Source organism: Aquimarina sp. 433 (assembly GCF_054054605.1).
Genome location: NZ_JBSWZK010000017.1, coordinates 18,664 through 35,520, shown reverse-complemented (window position 1 = coordinate 35,520; position 16,857 = coordinate 18,664). Strand labels below are relative to the sequence as shown.

The 16,857-nt window shown below is 29.6% G+C and carries 22 protein-coding genes; all 22 read right to left on the bottom strand.

Features of this window, described 5'->3' with window-relative positions:
* Positions 1 to 46 precede the first annotated feature (46 nt).
* The 22 genes from ACWNT5_RS23385 to ACWNT5_RS23280 all read right to left on the bottom strand — a co-directional run bounded on the left by ACWNT5_RS23385 (position 47) and on the right by ACWNT5_RS23280 (position 16,693).
* Positions 47 to 634, bottom strand: coding sequence for a hypothetical protein (locus ACWNT5_RS23385; RefSeq protein ID WP_456518742.1), 588 nt, complete (start codon positions 632 to 634; stop codon positions 47 to 49).
* A 15-nt stretch (positions 635 to 649) separates the two neighbouring features.
* A complete protein-coding gene (locus ACWNT5_RS23380; RefSeq protein ID WP_456518741.1) occupies positions 650 to 1,048 on the bottom strand; it encodes a hypothetical protein in 399 nt (132 codons plus the stop codon).
* Positions 1,049 to 1,287: 239 nt separating this feature from the next.
* Complete coding sequence (locus tag ACWNT5_RS23375; protein WP_456518740.1) at positions 1,288 to 1,812, bottom strand: GNAT family N-acetyltransferase; 525 nt, start codon at positions 1,810 to 1,812, stop codon at positions 1,288 to 1,290.
* 69 nt (positions 1,813 to 1,881) lie between these two features.
* Positions 1,882 to 2,823 carry an alpha/beta fold hydrolase gene (locus ACWNT5_RS23370; protein ID WP_299607295.1) on the bottom strand — a complete coding sequence of 314 codons (942 nt, stop codon included), beginning with the start codon at positions 2,821 to 2,823 and terminating at the stop codon, positions 1,882 to 1,884.
* Between the two features lie 1,060 nt (positions 2,824 to 3,883).
* The gene (locus tag ACWNT5_RS23365; RefSeq protein WP_456518739.1) at positions 3,884 to 4,342 is read right to left on the bottom strand and encodes a hypothetical protein; all 459 of its coding nucleotides are present in this window, start codon (positions 4,340 to 4,342) and stop codon (positions 3,884 to 3,886) included.
* Between the two features lie 93 nt (positions 4,343 to 4,435).
* Positions 4,436 to 5,110: an SIMPL domain-containing protein gene (locus tag ACWNT5_RS23360; RefSeq protein ID WP_299607293.1), complete on the bottom strand. Its 675-nt coding sequence runs from the start codon at positions 5,108 to 5,110 to the stop codon at positions 4,436 to 4,438.
* Positions 5,111 to 5,210: 100 nt separating this feature from the next.
* A complete protein-coding gene (locus tag ACWNT5_RS23355) occupies positions 5,211 to 5,795 on the bottom strand; it encodes a GrpB family protein (RefSeq protein ID WP_456518738.1) in 585 nt (194 codons plus the stop codon).
* Between the two features lie 114 nt (positions 5,796 to 5,909).
* Positions 5,910 to 7,283 (bottom strand): S41 family peptidase, encoded by a 1,374-nt coding sequence (locus tag ACWNT5_RS23350; protein WP_456518737.1) that lies wholly within the window; start codon positions 7,281 to 7,283, stop codon positions 5,910 to 5,912.
* Between the two features lie 66 nt (positions 7,284 to 7,349).
* Positions 7,350 to 8,477, bottom strand: coding sequence for a helix-turn-helix domain-containing protein (locus tag ACWNT5_RS23345; RefSeq protein ID WP_456518736.1), 1,128 nt, complete (start codon positions 8,475 to 8,477; stop codon positions 7,350 to 7,352).
* Between the two features lie 152 nt (positions 8,478 to 8,629).
* Positions 8,630 to 9,223 (bottom strand): hypothetical protein, encoded by a 594-nt coding sequence (locus ACWNT5_RS23340; RefSeq protein ID WP_456518735.1) that lies wholly within the window; start codon positions 9,221 to 9,223, stop codon positions 8,630 to 8,632.
* Positions 9,224 to 9,271: 48 nt separating this feature from the next.
* Positions 9,272 to 9,802, bottom strand: a complete 531-nt coding sequence (locus tag ACWNT5_RS23335) for a hypothetical protein (RefSeq protein WP_456518734.1) — start codon at positions 9,800 to 9,802, stop codon at positions 9,272 to 9,274.
* Positions 9,803 to 9,842: 40 nt separating this feature from the next.
* Positions 9,843 to 10,571: a DUF2071 domain-containing protein gene (locus ACWNT5_RS23330; protein WP_456518733.1), complete on the bottom strand. Its 729-nt coding sequence runs from the start codon at positions 10,569 to 10,571 to the stop codon at positions 9,843 to 9,845.
* Between the two features lie 15 nt (positions 10,572 to 10,586).
* Entirely contained in the window at positions 10,587 to 11,135 is a 549-nt protein-coding gene (locus tag ACWNT5_RS23325; protein WP_456518732.1) for a VOC family protein, read from the bottom strand.
* A 138-nt stretch (positions 11,136 to 11,273) separates the two neighbouring features.
* Positions 11,274 to 11,690 (bottom strand): DUF3997 domain-containing protein, encoded by a 417-nt coding sequence (locus ACWNT5_RS23320; protein ID WP_456518731.1) that lies wholly within the window; start codon positions 11,688 to 11,690, stop codon positions 11,274 to 11,276.
* A gap of 124 nt (positions 11,691 to 11,814) precedes the next feature.
* Positions 11,815 to 12,102, bottom strand: a complete 288-nt coding sequence (locus tag ACWNT5_RS23315) for a biotin/lipoyl-containing protein (protein WP_456518730.1) — start codon at positions 12,100 to 12,102, stop codon at positions 11,815 to 11,817.
* A gap of 76 nt (positions 12,103 to 12,178) precedes the next feature.
* Entirely contained in the window at positions 12,179 to 12,439 is a 261-nt protein-coding gene (locus ACWNT5_RS23310) for a hypothetical protein (protein ID WP_456518729.1), read from the bottom strand.
* Positions 12,440 to 12,469: 30 nt separating this feature from the next.
* Entirely contained in the window at positions 12,470 to 13,267 is a 798-nt protein-coding gene (locus tag ACWNT5_RS23305; RefSeq protein ID WP_456518728.1) for a hypothetical protein, read from the bottom strand.
* 106 nt (positions 13,268 to 13,373) lie between these two features.
* Complete coding sequence (locus tag ACWNT5_RS23300) at positions 13,374 to 13,829, bottom strand: DoxX family protein (protein ID WP_456518727.1); 456 nt, start codon at positions 13,827 to 13,829, stop codon at positions 13,374 to 13,376.
* Positions 13,830 to 13,894: 65 nt separating this feature from the next.
* Positions 13,895 to 14,461, bottom strand: a complete 567-nt coding sequence (locus tag ACWNT5_RS23295) for a Crp/Fnr family transcriptional regulator (RefSeq protein ID WP_456518726.1) — start codon at positions 14,459 to 14,461, stop codon at positions 13,895 to 13,897.
* A 153-nt stretch (positions 14,462 to 14,614) separates the two neighbouring features.
* The gene (locus tag ACWNT5_RS23290) at positions 14,615 to 15,433 is read right to left on the bottom strand and encodes a hypothetical protein (RefSeq protein ID WP_456518725.1); all 819 of its coding nucleotides are present in this window, start codon (positions 15,431 to 15,433) and stop codon (positions 14,615 to 14,617) included.
* 205 nt (positions 15,434 to 15,638) lie between these two features.
* A complete protein-coding gene (locus tag ACWNT5_RS23285; RefSeq protein WP_456518724.1) occupies positions 15,639 to 16,016 on the bottom strand; it encodes a lipocalin family protein in 378 nt (125 codons plus the stop codon).
* Between the two features lie 77 nt (positions 16,017 to 16,093).
* Positions 16,094 to 16,693 (bottom strand): hypothetical protein, encoded by a 600-nt coding sequence (locus ACWNT5_RS23280; protein ID WP_456518723.1) that lies wholly within the window; start codon positions 16,691 to 16,693, stop codon positions 16,094 to 16,096.
* Between the last annotated feature and the right edge of the window lie 164 nt (positions 16,694 to 16,857).

The following is a 16,857-nucleotide window of genomic DNA, read 5'->3' as shown; positions in this document are numbered from 1 at the left end:
TTTCAATAATTACTTATGTCGAATTTATATAAGATTGGAGAATACTTTATTTAAGAATTTGAGAGATATAAACAATTCCAAAAATCCATCCTGTATACAAAGCAGTATAGCCTATAGCATATAACATCGAATTTCCCAAATCTTCAATAGTATCTTTTGACTTGGCGAATACCAATTTAAGCGCCCTAAAGAAAATCCAATAGAGCATGGCCAATATAATAAAAACGGATACCCAAAAAACTGCTTCCAATAAAACCAGTAGAATAAGAAAAAGGATCGTCATTACGATCCATAATACAATAGACAGAAATATTCCTGCACCAAGTTCATCATCTAGATCTAAATCAATACTCGGTAAATCGGGTATTGTCCCAGAATCAGGTATAATATCTCCAGTTTTAAAACTTTTGAATTTAGGAAAATCATCTTTTAAAATCACCCCTTTATAAAGTCCATAAGACATAAAAATGAATAGCGCAGTTGCAATGATGGATAAGGAAATATAAAAATTTGAGGTTAAACTTCTATTATAGTTTATTCCAGTAAAGTAAACTGTTAGGATTGTAATTACGATTACAATTAGAGAAACTGTAAAGACTGATTTTCCATTAAGGTACGTCTGTTTTGCTTTCAAGATGGCGTGTTGTTATTATTTTGTGTTTTTAAAATTATCTTCAAAATATTTAACCCATTTACCGTCGACCAGTTTTTCTCCGTATTCGCGAAAACCACCTTCTTTTGTTCTACAGAAAATAAATCTATTAGTCTCGTTGCTTCTTACAATCAACTTTCCGTCTTCATATGCAGCAGGATATTTTCTTACGCCTCGCTTCGAAAAAGGATAATAGTAATATGTGTTATCCTTTTCATCATAATAAATTATAGTATGTAATTGTAGAAACTCACTATTTAATTTGATTACCAAAATACTTTTTTCAAGGTCATAGGAAATATGTTGATAAGCTGATCCTTGTTTGGTAACTTTTCCATTTTCATAAATGGTACTGGTGCCTATCCATTCTCCAATCATAAAGTCTAATAACTCCATTTGCTGCGTGTTAGAGGATTGACTAAAAGCTAGATTGAAGAAAAAAATAAAAGCTATATAGCTATAAAACTTGTGGAAGCTTAAGGAAGTGTTTTTGTATTTCATGTAATTTGCAAATGAGAATTGATTATTCAGTTTTTTGTGTTTTATACAGAACTAATGAAAATGAATTACTAGTAGCAATATACATTAATGAGAATAATACAGCTAGGTATTCCGAACGATATTTAATCTAGTTCCTACTGATTGGTTTTAGCATAGATATCAACACTAATCGGTTTACCATTTTTGATTTCAAAATCAGGAACGGTTTTTTCAAGTTTAAAGTCAAGCTTAGCCATTGCTCTTTTGCAATTTTTATTATTGGATTCTACAAATCCTTCTATTCGTTTTAAGAATAAGTGCTTAAATCCATAATTGCAAATCAATGGGAGAACTTCTTTCATAATGCCATTACCCCAAAAATCAGGAAGTAACCAAAGTCCAATTTCTGCTGTGTTGGTTTTATCATCTATATCGTTTAATCCACCTGCTCCATAAAACATTTTGGTATTAACATCACAAATTGCCCACCATAGCTGTTTTTTATCCGCAAACCAAGTCATTTGCTCTTTTGTGGCTTCTAAACTGTTATAGCTAACTCCATAATATTGAGTGATTTTTGGATTAGAAAGGCCATTGTAAATGTTTTCCAGATCAGAATCAATTATTTTGCGTAGCAGAAGTCTATCTGTTAGGATGGTTGGAAGTTTGTTCTCTGGCATTTACTCTTTTTTTAATAATGTTGGTTGAATTATCTTTAATCTTGCATCGCATTATGGATGAAAGGCTATTCATTTTTTTAGAAATGCTACCATTTTTTCATTCACAATTTTTGCTTGATCAACAGATAAAAAGTGTCCAGCGTTTTGGATCACTTCACCTTTTCCTTTGGGGAGTAAATTAGCAATTTCAACTGTTCTTTCTTTATTAATTACATCATTATCGCCAATTAATACTAAAACAGGCATTTGTAAGGATTTTAATTCATCATTAGAAAAAGGCGTCATACTCAATAAAAACTTGTTGTTAGATTCTTTTTCCAAACCTATTTTATATTGTCGTATATAAGCTTCGCTAATATTACCAACATCGTTAGACATACTTTCTAAAGTTTGTTCAACTTGTTTTTCTTTTGAAGAAAATAAAGCAACGACGTTTTTAAGCAATTCTGCGCTCGGTTTAATCCATGTAAAAGTCTGAGCGGGACTTAACAATAGTAAACTTTTTATTTTATTTTGGTTTTTTAATGCCATGGTAACAGCAAACCAGCCACCTCTGGAAGCACCTATTAAATGATAACTATCTAATTCTAAAACAAATAATACTTCCTCATACCAATCAGTTACTTTTTCGACGTCTTCAATTTCATTATACAGATACGATTTTCCAGGTTCTAAAATAAAATCTATTGCAAATACCTGATGATTCTTACTCAGTGACTCTATGTTGGGATACCACATTGTTGAGCTGGCATTCATTCCATGAAGTAATACTACAGCTTCTGCATTTTTAGGGCCACTTACGATGACATGAGCAATGCCATAAGTGGTAGTGATGTATAACTCTTCATAAGGTACATCCCATAATTGTAATGTTTTGTCATAAGCTTCATAGTAAGTTGCATCTAAAGCAGATGCTTCTGTAATGTATTGTGGCACTTTTTTGTATTTGTCGTATTTGTTTGTGCAATTAGCAAATAACACTAATAAAATAAACAATAAAAATAATCTCATAGTCAATATTTTACATATTTTTAGAAAGCATACCTTTTGGAGCTACTAATATACTAGCATTCGAAAGTTTTTATTTGCTATTACTCTGGTGCAAAATTGAGTCTAACGAAGTTTTCAAACATCTGATTTTCAAGATTCATTTCCACAAACTCAATCTGATAATGGTATGATTAACAGAAAATAAAAATCGTATTTATTAAATTTTTACATAACTAAAAATAATTGTAGTACGTTCAATTTCCTTTTCTTTTAATCAAACTTTCGGATGCTAATGATACTACTGCAATGTTTCTTTTCCACCTTTGTTTTCTGAATAAAAATAAACTATAGATGCTCTAGGTTTATTTTGTATTCTTCACCAAAATAAAAAATCTTACATTCTTTTACAAAAAGTTAAAATATTAAATCAGAACCATAAACATCAAAATCTATCTGTATTTATAGGTGTCAACGGGTTTTTGATTTTTAATTTTTTCATACTGAATTATTATTTTTTTGTGCTTTTTTGATTATTACGGTCTTATAATCGATACTTAATTCTGAAAAAGCACAAAAAAACATATTATGAATATTAGTTTACGAAAACAAACGCTAAAAGATGGTCGACAACTATGATTAATTACCAAACATTCAGGTTGTATAGAATGGATGTGATTTGCTAAAATATGATAAGGAAATTCTTCGAAGTTCAGACTTTTTCCCTAATCAGAGTCCAAGCCATCGATTATTATGCTGTTAATTTTGCCATAGTTCGTGAGTAGTCTGGTTAATTATTCTTTTGTAAACGCAATATTCTCTTGATCAATCCTTATTCTGTATCCATTTTTATTTTTTGAGGCATAATAATAAATTCCGTAAGTAGCACAAACAAAGTACGATAAAACTATCTCCAATTATACTGTATATGATGTTTGTGTAATTGATAAGCATAGCTAGAAAAAAGTATGATTTTCTTATGATTCGATTTTAAGTCAAGTTATCCAGATGAGTTTACTAAACATTATATAAGTCAGACGATGATGATTACTAAAGCATTTAAAAGTTTAAGAGCGCAGGTCTATTAAAAGAATAATTGTAACGTTCCTTGCTGTGGTATTTCATCCCATTGCTTACAAAGATGATCAAAGTCTATTTTCATTTTTTCAATTTGAGATAACTTCATTTGAGGAATACTAATTCCATCCATATTTTGAGCTTCCCATGCTGTTAATTGGATAAATTGATCAGTATTAGAAGCTCCAGAACCAATAGCTTGTAGATTTCTTGCCATGATTTCAGACAACCAAGTTTCTGCTTCTAAGGTTTTAATGATTTCTTTATCAGAAAGCTGTTCTATTGTCATTCCGGATTTTATTTTTCCATAAAATCCATGTTGTAGATCAAATTCCTTTTCTACAACATAATGCGCAAGATCATGGTTGGGAATATCAGGTCCCAAATTTATACTTGTCCAGGTTCCATCATTTCTTTTGCACGTAAGGGTATTTCTATTCTTACCCTTTGTAATCAGTATTTCCATGTTTTTTTGTCGACTGAGGAAAATGTAATCTTTTTAGTTATTTTCATTTCTCATGCAGTTTCCTACTATACGAATTGATTATTTTTTAGTGAATTATTCTGCTACAAATTTTATCAGAACAGTTTTCCATTTTTGAGTATATAAAACACCTTGTTTACCACCAAATGTTCCTTTTGTTTGGGATTTTACATACATATCCATAATATTAAAAGTAAGATTATCTATCTCTGGAACTTCTTTAAATTCTATGACTCTACCAAGTTTTAATTTTGATAGCGCAGCAATAGTTGTGGCTTTTTGAAAAGCTTTTTCCATAAGTTTTTTAAAAAGTCTTTTATCAGAAATGGACTCATCAGGTAATTCAAACTCACCCATAGAAGCTCTTACAAAATCCAGCTTTTTCAATTCTACCAGAAGTGCATCCAATTCTTCGGTATTTTTTAGTTTAACGGAGTACCCCAGATTTATAAACCCAACATAACTATGTAATTCATAATTTTCTTTATTGAGGTTTTTGAATTTATATCCTTTTGACTTTAGAATTGCACCAAGTTCTTCATGTTTCTCTTGCAGTTTATTTCTTGCTTCTTCATCATTTCTAGTTCCATCTTCTGCATATCTAAGAAATTTCGAATCATCCACATAGATTTCATAGGTAAAGCTTATAGGATCGATTTTTATAGAGTCTCTTACTTCTACTTGAATAGATCCATTTTGTCCGATAACTATTGTTGAAAATAGGAGTAAAGTATATGCTAGTTTTTTCATGGTTGATATGTTTTATAAAGCGTTTTATATAGGTGTCAAAACGCCATAAAATGTTACCCCTATTTATCCATGTTTTTCTTAAAACATAGAATTAATTGTTTTAGGATAGATTATGTTGTTTAATAATCTCTAAAGTTTCGTTTACAAAATCTGTTTTTCCAAGTACATATGAACCTCTATCATTTTTATATTTGGTAGCCAGTTCAATTTTTAAGTTTTCATAGGCTTTTGCTCTATCAGGATTCGCATTTAGATAATCTCTAAAGTCGATTTGTTGCCACATGATATTATCTTTCGGACACATATGAATATGAAAAATTTGCTCATTTGCTCCCTCTAAATTATAACCTTTTCCAAAGGATGAATACGCTTCGATATTCTCTCTAGCAGGAACTACAAAATGTGAATAACCTAGTTGCGTAAATTGGTTGATAAGGTCTTCATTAAATAGTAATTCTTTAGGGATTTCTATCATCAAATCGATATAAGGTTTAGATTTTATGCTGGGGATTGATGAACTTCCGAAATGTTCTATGCGTAAAATCTTTTCACTTCCAACAGTATTTAGAATCCTTTCTTTTTCATCTTGATACAGAGATTTCCAATTGGGATTATGATCCACTAGTTCAATAGGAAAAAGAGTGTTCCATTCATCTTTAGTTAAATCATATAAGGTCTTTTTCATCTGAGAAGTTTTTTGAAAGATTAACGATGTAATTAGGAGCCGCAATATACTAGGAAGAGAAAGAAAATGGCATTTTCTTTTTTACTTTTTTTGCGAGATTAGACTTATTTTTTTCTAATCTATTTGTTTTAAAAGTTGTTCGAGTATTTCATCTTTTTCATCTAATAAATAATCCTTCACATAAATATCCGGAATAACCCCTGTATTATTATCTAGACCACTGACACGTTGTATTTTTCCTTTAGCTATATCTACGCTTATACCAGTTTCCGGTAATTGGTAGTTAAAAATGGAAGCATATAGATTCGGATACTCTGCAGTTTCTTCCCCTACAATTTTCCCAAAATCATAATCTTGTATCTGGGCTGCCGTTACTGTAGACTGCGAATAGGATTGACGATTTACTAATACATAGACATCGCCAAGGAAACGTTTATTTTTAGGTTGCGGTTGATAAAACCCAAAGTCATATTCGTATATTTTGCCATCCTCATGTAGTAAGGTAGACTTCCAATATGATGTGGTTGTATCCTTGGTTTTTCTCACATGTTCTTTTAGTAAAGCACTGGTCTTAAGTTGAAATTTAGAACACCATTTAAATGGTTTGTTAGCAATATATGATACCAAGTAGTCACTAAAAGAATCATCACCGCCAGGATTATTTCTTAAATCAATGATGAGGTTTTTATTTTTTTTGGATTTTATTTCGGTAAAAGCACTATCAACAAACTTACGATATTGATCCTCATCTCCTCCAAATTCTCCTGGTCTAAGATATGCTGTGGACCTAGATAAAAATTTAATATTTCTATCGCGTTTTATGATATCATCACGTTTTGTCTCATAATCTTCCATGGCTTTTATAGAAGCTAACTTATAACTAGAAACTCGATCGTTTCTTGATATTTCAACTTCAAACATTTTTTGTTCTCCAAAAGCTAACCAATAGAATCTTGGAAGCGTTAGAAATTCTAATTGAGCATTTTTAAAGTATATCCTTTCTGCAGCGATATGTGGATATATTGTTTCTAAAATTTTCTGAATTGGTAGATTATTAATACTTATAAGTTGATCTCCAATCTTTATGTCTGATTTTTTTGCCCAGTTTTTTCTTACCAAGACTTTACCTTTTTCAATGGCTACTTCTAATGGAAATATGGTACCTCCTGTTTGAGCATAATTGATGTATGACTGAACAGGGAAAGAAATTCTAGTATGTCCATTGTTTAATAATGCTGGTAGTTGTTGTAATAAACGAGTAGCTTCTAATAGGCTTAAAGAATCCCTCGTAATCTTACTTTTAATTTTATGATACGCTTTTTCAAAAGCTTCTTCAGTAATCGTATGATAACAATTGTACTGAGTTGTAATTAGTGAATTCTTAAGATAATCAAGATCGTTTAGGACTTGTTTTTTTGAAAATTTAGCTTGCCCAAAAGTCAAACAAGTGTTTAGGATGATAAAGACAAGAGTAGTTATAAATTTCATGGATATAAATAATTTGAGGGAGCAATATTATAGAAATAAACTACTTTAATCGTCCTAATGCTTCTATTAGGACTTGTTTTTCGTGTTTTTAAGATACTGACTTGGTGTCATTTGTGTGAATTTTTTAAAAACATGATTAAAAGTTGATTTTGAATTAAATCCACATTCAAATGCATGTCCCAGTAATGATAGTTTATCTTGCTCTGGTGATTGTAGACGATTTTTGAATTCTTTTACACGATATAAATTGATTAAATCGTAAAAATTTTGATTGCAATTTTGATTAATTTTTGCAGATAACTGTTTAGGTTTTATAGCTAGCAAATCTGCTAAAGAATTAAGATTAAGATCTGGATTAAGATAAGGTTTTTCATATTGCATCAAATGATTAAGTTTTGAAAGAAAAGCTTCATCTTTTTCTAAGGGTGTTTTTGGAGGTTTCTTATCAATTGGTTGTACCCGAATAATATCACGCTCTTTTTGAACATATCCTTTAAAACCTATCCAACAAGTTATCGCTGCTAATACGGCAAAATTAGGTAGGAAGTAATATTCTCGTAGACTTTTATCAAAAACAAACCGATCCACTTCTGTAATTATTCTATACAGGATATGATAACTGGCATAAATGATAATAGGTGCTTGTAACCATTTTAGGGATAGATGTTCAATTTTAGAATAGTAATCTTTGAGACGTTTTTGGTATTTGATCAATATTCCTAATGATATAAAACTATATAGCAAGATCGAAATCACACCCAACCATTGTTGTGTTAGATAAAAATACGAATAGGAGGGAAGTTCTTCTAAGTAAAGTCCATTGGATCCAATCCTGTAGATTGAGGTTCTATAGAAAATGAACTCTAATAGCAAAGGAAGAAAATGTAGGTAGTGTATTTTTTTAAATTGAAATTTGGGATCACTGATACATAATGTATAGAAATAAAGAGAGGGACCAATACCATAGAGCATTTCCATTTGAATATATCGAAACACGTAGAGTAATTCATAGTCTTTTAATACATTCACTACTACAATATTAATAACAATTAGCGCATAAAAGAATACTAATAGGGATAAAAAAATGTTTGCTAACCGTTTTGGTTTTTTAAAAGCAATCAATCCACTTAGTATCATTGCCTGTAGCGCCAATACGCAGATAATAGTAAATAAAATAGGGTTAGAGGTAACCATCTAAAGTATTTGTTTTTCTATTTGCTAAAATAATGATGGGGATTATGATAACATAATATAATTAATGGTTACAAAAGATTCTACAATTTTTAAATTCTGTTTTACTTGATTTTATAATATGGTTAGATAATCAAAAAATTTTAAATTCTTTATTATAAAGATCCCTTCTCTTTGTTATATAGCTCAATCGCTTTTAGGTATTTTATTCCTGTAGATTTTGTTTGCGGATACAGAAAGCCACTTAGCTCTTTATGATTTTTATCAATCCATTGTACCAGCGAATCTCTGTTTTTTACAAACTTATCTATATTAAAGACTTCATATTCCATTCGATTCACTTTTACTATTCTGTTTTGATCAAACTGTAAAGTTTCTACCCAAACTACAGGTTCTTGGGTAAGAAAAAAGATTCTTTTATCGGTTTTGGAAACTTTTGCGATAACGATATCTTTTTCTTCTCTAATTTGAAGGATATTGTAGGTTGGATCAAAAACAGATTCCCATGCTAACCAAGTTTTATATCCTTGGCGAGAAAAACGTTCTTCATAGTTATCTTTATTTTCTCTGATCACAATACTATCTCCGACTAGCGAAGTCATCTTAGTACTATCAGATTGGTCTAATGCTTTATAATATTGTGTGCCAATCTCGAGTTTATTGAATGTTTTATTCTTTTCGTTTTCAGAAGTTTTACAGGATACGCATACTGTTATAAATAACAAAAATGAAATTATTAGTTTGTTCATTTTTAGAGACTTTGATATTTACTATAGGTATGCTGAAAGGAAAAAATGTTACTTTATTTTTTTTATTTTTCCGTTTTTTTGAATTTTGTAAATAGTTGTCGATACCCTTAATTTAGTAGTATTTGGGATTTTATTTGCATCAATATCTACTTGCCATGATTTAGAAGAATCTATTACAACTAATTTTAAGTTGGTATCCAAGATTGCACTTTCCAATGTTTGTCCTTTCATACCAAAACTAGAATTTCCTAATATGTTAAGAGAATCGATTTTGTTACCATTATTGTCGAAGGTTATTAAAAAAGGAGCTAGTCCATTATCTGCTATTGAATATTCGATTATACCAACAATTCTTTCATTGTTAAAAGCAATCCCATATGGAGCATAAGTCCAACGATGTTTGTATTTTTTAAATAAAATTGAATCATACTTGTTTGAAGAATTCATCGTAGAATTAAGACTGAACTTTTGTGGAAGTACAAGAGTATCTAGACTTCTTAGATAATCAGAAAAACCTTTTTCTTCTTTCTTACAAGAAAAAATAACGATTGATAAAAATAGAATTAGTATTTTTTTCATTCGATCAACTAAAATTTTTAATTCTAAGAATACATGGGTTTTATGGTATATGGTTGGTTGGTTTTATTTTCTCTAATCCGATCCATTCGTGTTCAATATTCTTCATTAAAAGTGCATTGTCAAATTTCACAGAGCCCTTTGGGAAGATATTTTCATCTTCGAAAAAACTAGATTGAACTTTTTTTACTTCTAAAAGAGAAACTTTCCAGTTGTATGCTTTTAATTCTAATCCGTCAAAATCATCCTTGTCTGGGGAATAACCAATGGCACCATTCTCGAAAAAATCTGAGACACAATTTAAATCGTCAAATACGCTTTCTTCATTCCATTTATGAGTCTCGCAAGCTTCAATGGATAACGTAGTGTCATCATCACTAATAAAGGCTACATTGTAATTTCCATCGGTTTCATTAACTTTAAATTCAGCAAGATGGTGTACTCCTGGAAAAATAGTTCCTCCTGCTAGTGAGTTTAGCTTAGAAGAAGTATCTCTTCTGGGAATATAAACTCCTTCGCACAGTTTTCCATTTTCATGCCATTCTACAGCAATCCTGTGCGCACCATTTTCAGAGGAGATTCCGATTTGTTTTGGTAATCCCTTTGGTCTAATTTCTTTTAATCGAATTAAGCAAATTCCGGCAATACCTTTTCCATTAACCAACTTCGGTTTAAAAGGCTTTGGCAAATAGTCTTCCAAAACTTCTTTTTCTACCTGATAATTAATTAGAATTCGTCTGTCGATTATCCCTTTTATTTTTGGTATTTTCATTTGCTCTGGTTTATGTTATTGTAAATTCAATTGCCATGAAACTCCAAATTGGTCTTCGACAAATCCAAATTTTTGACTGAAGCCGTAATTGTTCAAAGGCATCATAACTTTTCCATTTTCAGATAGTTTTGCAAATAAACGCTGAAGTTCTTCTTCGTTTTTGCATTCTACATAATTTGATACTGCTGGTGTAAAGCCCCATTCATGTATGGCTGGACTATCACTACACATAAACAAAGCACCATTTAGATTAAATTTGGCATGCATTATTGTTCCTTCTTTTCCTGGTCCTTCTTTTCCCCAGCGCTTGGTACTTATAATTTTAGAATTGTCAAACAGTGCTACATAAAAGTTCATCGCCTGTTCTGCATTTGCATCTTGAAAGGTTAGAAATGTTGCAATTTGATCATTTTCAAGATCTTGCTTTTTATGGAATATATTTCTTAAACTGTCAAGTTTACTTTTTAAATGAACCAACTCTGCATTTTTTTCATCTTCTTTTTTTACCTCTTTACAGCTGTATGTTATTAGCAGTAGGAGTATTAGTGGAATAATTCTGGTCATAGTTGATGTTTTTTAGATTTTACAGAAATTATTAATGTAATGAGAAAATATAACCTATGTAAAGATACAACAAAGACAGAATGGATATTCGATATGATTTAACTTATAAATGAGGTTGAGACCGTAGCTTAGGTATTATTATATATCATCTGGATACACCTGATCAAAATCAATTTTGGTAATATTTAGTTCGGATATTTTTTTATTAAAATCTAAGAGGTTTAGCGGTCCTAGAACATCACTTTTTTCTCTTATGTCTATAATATAATAATTGGTCTTTGATGTATCGATTTGATATCCTTTTTCAAATCCGTTAGTTGGGTGTTGTTTGGCAATGATAAATTCTGAATTATGTCCTACAGCAAAGACATATTCTGGAATTAAAACAGAACTTACAGTAGTACTATATCGTTCACAAATAGCACGTTTATTTGGAATGTCAACCCATTGCACTTCATATTTTCCGATAATCTTATCTGATTCACTGTCGAACAAATAGCAAGAATTCAAGGTTAAAATCCCGAGTATCAGTATGAGTTTAGTAATATTCTGCATATGGTTTGATCAAATCTAATTTCTTATTTCTAATATATAAAGTATTCTTTTCTGAAGGTATAAATAAGCTTAAGAATCTTAAATACGAATTCTATTAGAATTAATGTTACCCCGTTTTCTAGTTTTATTCTACACCTTTTATTTCTACTAAAATTGTATCAGCCGTAATCTTTTGTCCAATAGAACAGGTATATTCTAATTTTCCATGTAAGTAACTTTCGAATTCAAATGTTAGCTTTTTACTTTCGATGATTCCAATAATATCTCCTGGTTTCACGATTTCACCTGTTGTAAAGTTCATTTTTTTTAAGATCCATTCTTGTTGATCTTTAGCTAATTCTATAGGAAACTTCATTTTTATAGATTCTCCTGGCTTTAAACTATTACCATTTGATGTTGTTATTGTTTTCATATTCGAATTGTCTAAGCCCAATTTATCTATCTGTTTAAGTAACCATTTTCTCATAAATTAAATAGTATGTTTAATTTTATATATCCTTTGATTTCTTTTCTTGAGTTGCCCACATGATGACGTCGCGAAAATCAATTTTAGCTTGTTTGGTAAGTTCTATAACTTCATCTATATTACCTTGTGCCAAATATAGAATAGCCATTCTTGTATTTTTTAAGTTGTATTCCGATTCGGCCATAACATGTTTTAATTCAATAGATGAAAGTTCTTTTATTACAGATTCTCTGAAATCTAATGCAAAGTCTTTATCTACTATATCTAGTATTTCCTGATCCATTTTATTTGTGATATTATCAAATCATGCTTTTTAAAACCCGTCATCAGGATATTTCAAAAATTCGATATCATTTAAACAATTAAATAATTGACTTGCTATATTAGTCAATCGCTCATTTATTTTAAGAAATATATAATCATTTTCACCAACCATTTCAAGAAATTCATCATTTTTAAATATAAATTTTACATCTTCAAATTCATATTCAGAATTTTTACCTTTATAATATCCAGCAGAATGGAGTACACAGTTTCTTAGTTTTCCACAAAAGCCAATGAATTTCAGATCTTCTGAATAGTTCTCTCCATAACAGTGATCTCTTCTGTTAGAAAGAAACTTAAATTTTCTTAATAAAGGAATAAAAGAACTTTTAACTAGTTGATTAATGATCTCTTCTTTTTTATGGGACTCTTCTATAAGTTTAATAAGTCTAGTATTTAAATCGGTTACGATTGCTTTTGTAATTTCATCGGTCTTTAAATTCTCAAAACATAAATCTATAGTTACTTCAAAATTGGTAAAGGAATCAACAAATAGTTTACGATTAAGGTCGTTATGAAATCCATTTGACAATAATGGGATGTCAGCGACTTCATAGACTTTTAAAATATGGGGCTTTAAGTCCATGATTTCAGCATCAAATTTGATATTACCATTTTTTATTTCGGTACTAATTTCAAAAAATACTTTCCCTAAATAAAACTCATTAATGATAGAATAAAGATTTTCGTAGTACGCTATTCTTATATCATTCTCTGGATAATCTAATACATAAATTTCGTTTTTTATTAAATCCAGTACATTTTTTAGTTTATCAATATTCTTCATTCCGATTTACTATTGTCTAACATTTAATATATGTATCTCAGTCAAAGAAATTGTTACCTTAAAATTCAAAGAAATCTTTATAAATTTAGTTACGGAGTAGTTTTTTTTAAAGTATTCGGATAGAGCTAAAATAAGTCCAAGCAATAAAAAGAAATTGTAACGGAACTCTAAACCATAGATAAGAAAGGCCATTTCCACCAAATGTTCCCTTTTGATAATCTATTTGATGAACCGCTGCATAAATATTCATGGGTAGCATTACTAATAGAAAAAGAATCAGAGTCCATCCACTAATTGTTTTAGAATAGGGGACAAGTAATCCAATTGCTAAAAGAATTTCAAGAAATCCTGTCATATAAACAAGATTTGTTTTGAAAGGAATAAATTGTGGAATCATCATAGCCATTCCCTTGGTGAAAACGAAATGTCCAATTGCGGTAAAACACAACATTATTGACATTGCTATCCTAGCCGATAAGGTAAAGTCATATGTCGTGGTAGCGATTTTAATTGTGAAAACAGCAATGATAAAAGTGGATAAAAGTACTATTAAGGGTTTCATATCGTCTTGATTTTAATTCATTTACAAAGTTTGTGAATGAATTTAAAATAGACAATGAATCTAAGTTAAGTAATTCGTTTACGTATTCGGCTTAAGGCTTGGGGTGTAACACCAATGTAAGAAGCGATGTATTTTAGTGGAATCTGTTTTAATAATTCAGGGCGTTCCGAGAATAAGTCCAAATAACGTTCTTCAGCTGTTTTACTTAACAGGGAAACTTCTCTTTTCGACTTTATTAAAAACATATTTTCGGCCATTCTTCGTCCGATAAAATTTCCACTTTCAGTTTTCTTATAAACTTCTTGAAGATCTTTATAAGATATTCTCCATAAAGTCGTTTTTGTTAGTGTTTCTATTTGATAGAGTGAAGGAGTTTGCGTAATGAAAGAATCGTATGCTGTCACGAATTCGTTTTCAAATAGAAAACCAAATGTTAAATCGGTTTCTTCTTTAGGGATATAAAACCTCACTATTCCTTCAGAAATAAAAGATAAATAGTTTTCAATCATACCCACCTTTATGAGATCTGATTTTTTCTTTACTGTTTTTTTTTGCAGTTTTGAAGAAAAAAAGTCCCAATCAGCATAATTCATTGGATAAATATGATCAATGAATTTTTTTATTTCTTCCATGCTGTGGATATTATTAGAAGTGAATTTCTAAGAGCTACTAAGGTAATAAATCCGTAAGGAATTCTGTTTGCTAATTAGGATGGAGTGATTTATATTTCTATTTTACTTTTGCACCAAGAGATAATAATGTATTCTATTCATTGTTGGAGCTAGTTAATTTTTATTGTAATATTTTTTAATATTTCTTGTGATATATCCGTTGGAATAATTTTCTATTCTTTTTGTAGCTGGAAAATATCCAATTAAGTCATGAGTCTCTTTTTTCCAAAATCCATTTTTGTTAAACTTATACTTAAATTTATTGTAGGTAACTCTTAAATTAGCCCAATCTTTTGCTTTCTGTTTTAGATGATTGTATGAGTTTTTAGATAAATAATCTTTTAATGAGATCATTGGTTTTTTCTTGTCAATTGGATTTAAAATTATTCCAGCAATCTGATCCTTTGTATTGTAAACCATGATCTCGACCAAATTTAAGTCATAAAAATATTTAGCGACTTCATATCCCATTTTTCTTCTTTTATTGTCGAAAGTTTCTAATCTGATAGGATTTCCTAAAGAGTCATTTTTTATTATAATATCATTGATCAATTTTTTTTCTGGATCGAGGTATTTTATTGATGTTAAATAACCACTGTTATCATAATGGTATGAAAAATAGTTAATCATTTTTCCAAAATTTGTTTCTTTTATATCAGTACGGAATTTTTGTAATGAGTCTGTGTATTCCCAGAATATCGAAAAATTAGGAATTGATTTTAAACGAGGTACTTTTGATATTAGTTTACCATTTCTATCATAGGTAAAAATTGTTTGTTTTTTGCCAGAAAAAGTTTCGTAAACTTCTTTGATTGGTCTTTCGGAATCGAAATCAATTGTGTTTTTATCTAAAAGACCTATAATTGTTTGCGAATTACAATTTAATCCAATTACAAGAGCGATGTTTATGAATATTGTTTTAGTCAGCCTCACTTATCTGATTTTGTTTTTTATCAATCTTAATATTTATTGTATGTATGTATCGCGGTAGGGCGTAAAATGTTACCTTACTTTTCAATCTTTCTAGGCATTGATTGCTAACCTTTTCATTCTGCAAGTAATTTTCAATAATAAATACAAACTATTAGATTGATCACTTTGCAGCTTTAGTAGGTGTACAATATTGAGCTTAGTTTTGTTATTCAATTTTAGTTAGTAAGAATTCTCCTAATCCAAGTTTTAAAATTAGTTCACTTTTAGTTGATTTTAAAATTTTGAATTTCTGTGGTTCGCCTTCCTTACCAGATATGGTTATAGAATTAGAGTTTGAATCAAAATTCCAAGTTCCATCTGTTTGTTCTCCCATCATAGTAGTGTCAAATTTTCCATCAGGTTTAAAATTAATTTTCCACTTTCCTATAACTTCAGCTTCTAAGAATGCTAATCCAGCTTCATCTATCCCTTTGTTTAATGGTTTTGTAAAAACCCAATTACCAACAATTAAGTTAGATTTTTGAGCACATAAATTAATAGTTATAAATATGAATGATAATAATATGATTGTTTTTTTATGCATTTGTTTCTTTAATTATTATTTAATAACTGATATAGCATACATTGATGCTTTTTGGAGTAATGATACTATTATATACTTTAGTCACAGTATTTAACTTTCTCTTTAATTATGCTCTCATATTGATTTTTTAGTTCAATATCATTTTTTATAAACACAGCCTTATTCGCAGATTCTTTTGCTTTTTTACAATTTAATATGCCATTTGTATAAATATAGGTCAAATGAAGATTTGCGTAAGCTTTCCAATATTCAGATTCACATTTTAGCAACATACTTTTTAGAGTTTGTTCAGCACTTTCAAAATGAGATGATAAAATAAAAGTTCGTGATTTATTTATATGGCTTGGCCAATATTCAAATTCTTGTTTTATGCCATCATTAAAATAATTTAGAGCTTCTTGATAATTGTTTTTAGACAAAGCCATCGTTCCAAGTTCATTTAATACAATTGAATTTTTTTCTTGTTTTAATGATTTATAAAAATAAACTTTGGCGGAATCTAAATCTTGTTGCTTAAGTAATTTAACCCCTTTGTTGTAGAATTCAATCGCTTTTTTATTTCTAATCTTGTGATTTATGTGTTTTGAATGATCATGATTTTCAAGAAAATTGTTCGAGTTGTCAGATTTACAAGAAACGAGAAGAGTTAAAGAAAATAATAAAAATAAATTTCTCATTTTAATTTTAGTTTAGATAATAACTAACGTTTTAGATACATTCCGTAACAGGATAAAATGTTACCCTGTTTTCAACAAAAAAACTTCTTTTTTCTAATTTTTCGAAATAAAATTATTCCATTTGGTCAGGAATATTGCACCTTTTGATTGATCGTGTTGTTGTT